Source organism: Neobacillus drentensis (assembly GCF_036962765.1).
Classification (GTDB): Bacteria; Bacillota; Bacilli; order Bacillales; family Cytobacillaceae; genus Neobacillus; species Neobacillus drentensis_C.
Window position 1 is genome coordinate 512 of the sequence record NZ_JBALOS010000352.1, and the last position, 5,843, is coordinate 6,354.

Annotated in this window: 4 protein-coding genes; 1 reads left to right on the plus strand and 3 read right to left on the minus strand. The window is 37.6% G+C overall.

Annotation, left to right across the window (positions count from 1 at the left end; all coding sequences use genetic code 11):
- Nucleotides 1–49 precede the first annotated feature (49 nt).
- The gene (locus V7137_RS29165) at nucleotides 50–835 is read right to left on the minus strand and encodes an SDR family oxidoreductase (protein ID WP_335701301.1); all 786 of its coding nucleotides are present in this window, start codon (nucleotides 833–835) and stop codon (nucleotides 50–52) included.
- Nucleotides 836–968: 133 nt separating this feature from the next.
- Complete coding sequence (locus V7137_RS29170) at nucleotides 969–1,706, minus strand: SDR family NAD(P)-dependent oxidoreductase (RefSeq protein WP_335701302.1); 738 nt, start codon at nucleotides 1,704–1,706, stop codon at nucleotides 969–971.
- A 179-nt stretch (nucleotides 1,707–1,885) separates the two neighbouring features.
- Between V7137_RS29170 and V7137_RS29175 the strand changes: the two genes are divergently transcribed.
- On the plus strand, nucleotides 1,886–2,491 hold the full coding sequence (locus V7137_RS29175) for a TetR/AcrR family transcriptional regulator (protein ID WP_335701303.1): 606 nt from the start codon (nucleotides 1,886–1,888) through the stop codon (nucleotides 2,489–2,491).
- Nucleotides 2,492–2,632: 141 nt separating this feature from the next.
- Here V7137_RS29175 and V7137_RS29180 read toward each other — a convergent pair whose 3' ends face one another.
- Complete coding sequence (locus V7137_RS29180) at nucleotides 2,633–5,785, minus strand: DEAD/DEAH box helicase (protein WP_335701304.1); 3,153 nt, start codon at nucleotides 5,783–5,785, stop codon at nucleotides 2,633–2,635.
- Nucleotides 5,786–5,843: the final 58 nt, after the last annotated feature.

Sequence of the window (5,843 nt, forward strand, 5' to 3'; positions counted from 1 at the left end):
GGCATTTCCTCCTTCAAGCTCCAAATAAAGAGAACTCTCGCCAAACTTCTTAATATTTATAAGATTGTCCACCATCAATTGGAATAACAGCTGCGTTGATGAAGTTGGCTTGATCAGATAGCAGGAATGCCACCAAATACCCCACTTCTTCTGGTTTACCGAAACGTTTCATTGGGTTTGACTCAACAAATTGTTTTCCTACTTCTTCCCAGTTATCTGGATCCATTTGTTTTAATGACCCTTCGACCATTGGTGTCATGATTGCTCCAGGTGCAATGGCTTTGATGCTGATTCCGTATTGACCGTATTCAATTCCAGAGTTTCTTGTTAATCCGACCACGCCGTGTTTACTAGCTGCATAACCAGATTGGTTTCCTACCCCACGAATACCACCAACAGAAGCAGTATTAACAATAGAGCCAAAGCCTTGTTCTCTCATGACTTTCAATACGTGTTTCAAACCATAAAACACACCATTTAAATTGACACTGACGACTTTTTGGAATTCCTCAATACCAAAATCCTCTGTTAGGTTTTGTTTCCCTTCGATCCCAGCGTTGTTGAAGAAACCATCGATTTTCCCAAATTTCTCAACTGTTTCATTTACATAGTTTTCAACTGCTTTTTCATCTGCCACATTCGCAGTGATAAGCAACAATTCTGCGGCTGGTGCAACCTCTAACACTTTACTTTTCGTTTCCTCTAATGAAACAGCGTTTAAATCAACTAGTGAAATTTTTGCTCCTTCTTTCGCTACTTGTAAGGCAGAGGCTTGACCTAAACCAGATCCTGCACCTGTAATTAATACCACTTTTCCATCAAAACGATTACTCATTGGAAATTTCCTCCCTTTGTTTTTGATTCAAGGTCTAAAGCGTATTTTTTCAAATTATTTTCAATTAAAATATCTCATATTAAAGATATATACCGGTGAAATGTCATCTTTTTTACTTAGTACCCATGATTTATTATTGCGCTGTATACCCGCCATCCACAATCAAACTATTACCAGTCATGAATGAAGAATCCTCAGAGGCCATGAATAATACTGCTTTTGCCATTTCTTCCGCTTTACCAAGACGTTTCATTGGTGTGACTTCAGCCAAAGCCTGCTTGCTTTCTTCCGGAATAATTGGTGTATCAATAAAACCAGGGCATAATGCGTTAATACGAATATTTTGTTCTGCATATTCAAGTGCAAGGGAACGAGTTAAGTTAATCACGCCGCCTTTTGCCGCGTTATAGGCTGCTGAACCTGGTGATCCAACCCAACCGTACATTGATGCCGTATTAACAATCGTGCCGCCGCCTGTTTTTAGCATTTCACGGATAGATTCACGTGCTACTAAAAAGACGCCATCTAAGTCAACATTTACGGTGTTGCGCCATTCTGAGTACTCTAACTCATGTGAAGGATGAACACGGCCAATACCTGCATTGTTGAAAACCACATCCACTTTGCCGAACGTTTCAACGGTTTGTTTAAAGATATTTGCGACTTCTTCTTCACTCGTAATATTTGCTTTTATAAAAAGAGCTTCGGCATTAAGCGCTTTCAACTCTGCCTCAAATGCTTTCCCTTTTTCCTCATTTAAATCAACAAGAACCACTTTGGCTCCTTCTGAAACGAATAAACGTGCTGTAGCTGCCCCAATACCTGATGCTCCACCTGTAATCACAGCTACTTTGTCTTGTAATTTCCCCATACCAGTTCCTCCTTTATCACATTCAATAGAAAAATCATAGTCAGATTTATAATCTGTACTATTTTGTTCACAATTCAATTTTACTATTTTGTTCACATATAACAATCATTAAGATATCATTAAGTGTCTACTAGTTAGACACTTATGATAAATCTGTCTATATTGAGGGAGGTTTTTTCATGAATCATGAACAAAATACGAAATCTCAACGACAAAATAGGACAAAAGAGCATTTAAAGCAAGCATTGATTGAACTCATAAAAGAGAAGGGGTACCATTCCGTTACTGTCAAAGACATCGTCGATTATTCTTCTTATAATCGCAGTACTTTTTATATCCATTACAAAGATAAAATTGAATTAGCTGAGGAATTACTTGTTTCCATGCTTCAAGGGTTAGAAGCCTCAGTAGGCAAACCATATGTACCTGGTCAAAAAGTATATTCAGCCAAGCTAAATGCACCATCTTTAAATATCGTTGCTTATATCTATCAAAACCGGAATTTTTTTAATCTGATTAACTACGATGACACGTTACCAGGATTACACACACGGTTCCCTCAAACAATCTTAAAAATCTATAATGAACAATTTATTTTCGAAACAATCAACAATATCCCAGTTAATATGGATTATTTTAAACGTTATACAGCCTATGGCTTTTACGGACTCCTTCAGAGTTGGACCCAAAATGGTTTCAAAGAAACCCAAGAAACATTTATCCAAGAAGTCATTGATCTAACGAAAACACATATTTACTCATTTAAGTATATTGGAAATAACTAAAATCTGTAGTACTACACCAGCGTGGAAAAAATATAGATTATATCTTTTATTCCTTCTGTAACAATTTGAATGAGTCAGTTTATATTCAAATATTTTAGAAGTACTAAAAGAACCTTGCTGAATTCAACAAGGTTCATCGGATTATAAAATATTCTTATTTGCCCTTGGTACCAAGTAAGAGGGCATTTCCTCCTTCAAGCTCCAAATAAAGTTCATTGGCTTACTGCCAGAATGACTAATATGATCCGCGGTTCCGAGGAATACAAATGGCGAGGTATAACCATTTTCCTTCTTATACTCTCTGACAAAAAGGGCAATTTGGTGATTTCGTTTTTTATGATGAATATACCGCTCAGCAATTTTACTTCCTTCAGCGACCCGACTTTGGGTTTGCCAGTGAAAGAGCCGTTCATTTATCGCATAATCATCATATAAAGTTGAAGGCGAGAAGTCTTTTTCCGACTTATTTAAGGTGATAAAAAAGATATCCAGATTCTTATCCTCGAAATGCTTTACTCCTTCACGGAAGGCTGGGCTGCTTGTTTCATTATAATAACCTAAAGAGGCTAGAATTTGAGAGGTATTATAGTTACAATGAACTCCTAATGGACAAGCGAAATCCAAATCATTTTCAATCTCCAACGTTTCTAAAGTATGATAAAGAAACTGAAGAGCGTCTCTGATTTCTTCTTTAAATTCAGGCTGTGCTAATACCTTTGCAACTCCCTCTTGAAGTGATGAAAATCCCTCACTTGCCGGGTGAGCATTATAAAAAGAATAGTAGAAAATCGCTAGCATTAACTGCTCTTCCTCATTACGAACGGTCGGCTCGTCAATATAATCCATAAAAAATTGCAGGAGCTTCCTGGAGTTTAGATGGAACAAGTTAGGTAATCGTTTGGTCAATACTTTTTCATCGTCAAACTCAAAGTTTAATGCAACACCTGCTTCCACCATCATCCGGCTAAAGCTTCGATCACCATTTTTCCCATAAAAATCATATATAGTTAGATGATAGTGATTTAAAAAGTTCGATAGAGTTAACTGTAAACCCGTATCCTGTTCAAAGTATTTCATCTTGGTAACAAGATTTCCACGTGTATTGGCACTGGACTTAATATTCCGTAAAATATACTCCTTCGCTTGCTTTTCTAATTGAACAAAGCAGCCTTTAGGAAGATGAAAGAAGCCATTCTCAATATAGTGCTGGACGGAATGCTTGGTCTTCCCGATTAAAGCACGGAATTTCTCCTCAAAATTATAGTTCTTATGTGCTTGTCCAACGAAGTCCAGGACCGTTAAGCACTCTTTTCCTTCGGCTAAACGTAGTCCCCGGCCCAACTGCTGTAAAAAGACCGTCAAACTTTCTGTTGGGCGTAAAAATAAAATCGTGTTTGCTTCAGGTATATCAATACCTTCGTTATACAGATCCACAACAAAAATGAACTTTATTTCGCCTTGGACGAGCTGGAATTGTGCTTCTCTTCTCGTCTTACTGTCCACATTTTCATATAGGGCAACAGAAGGTATTCCCATTTTATTAAAGAAATCAGACATATACTTCGCATGTTCAATGGATACGCAGAACCCTAGCCCTTTGACCTGATCAATATCAGTAACGTATTTATTGACCGCTTTAACAATCTGGCTGCTTCGATGATCGTTCGAGGTATAAACATTTTCTAATTCCCTGATTTCATACCCTCTACGACTCCATTTCAATTTAGATAAATCGATCGTGTCACTTACGCAAAAATACTGAAAAGGGCTTAGTAGCTTGCGGTTGATTGCTTCTGTTAAACGCATTTCAGCTGAAATCTTACCATCAAAATAGGAAAGAATATCTTTTCCATCCATCCTTTCAGGTGTCGCGGTCAGACCAAGGAGAATTTTCGGCTGATAATAGCTCAATAGCTTTTGATAAGAATCAGCCGCAGCATGATGAAATTCATCCACGATGATAAAATCATAAAAATCATTACTAGTATTTTCATAGAGCTTTTTGCTGTTAAAGCTCTGGATACTCACGAATAAATGGTCAATCGACCCCGGCTGATAAGTTCCAACTAACATATCTCCAAAATTCGGATCCTTCAAAATAGCCCGGAAGGTTTCCAAACTTTGCTTAAGGATTTCTTCTCGGTGAGCCACAAATAATAGCTTTGCAGGTTTATTTTTATTTCTAAAACGTTTATAGTCAAAAGCAGAAATGACAGTCTTACCAACTCCTGTCGCAGCAACTAAGAGGTTTTTCATATGTCCAAAAACTTCTCGCTCCACCTGAAGCTTTTCGAGAATCTCTTTTTGATAAAAATAAGGCTGAATATCAAATAGGAATTTCCGCTCGTTTTCCTCAAGGGTTTTACTTTTGGATAAAGAATGCTTTAAAAGCAATTGGTCCTGTTCGCTTTCAGGGTGAAACGTCTTGAACTCATGATCATTCCAATAGCTTTCAAACGTCGCTTCAAATTTCTTAACGATATCAAACGAATCCTTTTCGGTGACCTTGATGTTCCATTCCAAACCGGAAGTCAACGCAGGATTCGATAGATTGGAAGAACCAATGTAGGCAGTGCTAAAACCAGTGTCTCTTTTAAAGAGATAAGCCTTGGCATGAAGTCGAGTTCGATCCACATCATAAGAAATTTTGATCTCCGTATTCGTCAGCTGGCTAAGCTCCTGAATTGCCTTATAGTCGGTCGCTTCCATATAAGAAGTCGTGATGACTCTAAGCTTGTTATTCGGATTATCCGTAAAGGTCTTCAGTTCTTCTATAATACAACGCAGCCCACTCCATTTAATAAACGAAACAAGCATATCAATGGAATCAGCTGTTACAATTTCCTTTTTCAGCTCTCCCAGCATATTTGGTTCATAATTGGAACCGGTAAAGAGGGAACTCTGAGAAAGAGGTGTTACGGGCCGGATCACTGCGCCCTTTTGAATACTACGAATCGAATTAATCCGGGAATAGATGGAGGTAAGAACCTCACCCTCTTCTTCAATTCGTAATTGGCGAAACTCCTCTTCATCCAGTCGTTCACTTAAAATGGAGATGATTTCGTTGCAGGTACGGATTTGATTAATAAGAGCCTGGTGATCATCACTTTCATTATCACGAACAAACTTTAAAGCTTTTCTGGTGACTAAGGATATGTAGGAGGATAAAAGTTTTCTTGCTTCCTCAACGTCAAGCTTTTCTTTACCGATATCATATTTATTAACGTCTAACTCTTTAAGGTCATCTTTTAGTTTTTGATTGATGATTTCTTCGTAGATCCCTTGTTTGACCATTTAACTGCTACTCCTTTTACAATCATTATTTAAATTATGATCTTACATTTTCTTCTTT

Coding starts and splice junctions, on each gene's coding strand:
- V7137_RS29165 (WP_335701301.1), bottom strand. CDS start 835: ATGAGTAATCGTTTTGATGGAAAAGTGGTATTAATTACAGGTGCAGGA.
- V7137_RS29170 (WP_335701302.1), bottom strand. CDS start 1,706: ATGGGGAAATTACAAGACAAAGTAGCTGTGATTACAGGTGGAGCATCA.
- V7137_RS29175 (WP_335701303.1), top strand. CDS start 1,886: ATGAATCATGAACAAAATACGAAATCTCAACGACAAAATAGGACAAAA.
- V7137_RS29180 (WP_335701304.1), bottom strand. CDS start 5,785: ATGGTCAAACAAGGGATCTACGAAGAAATCATCAATCAAAAACTAAAA.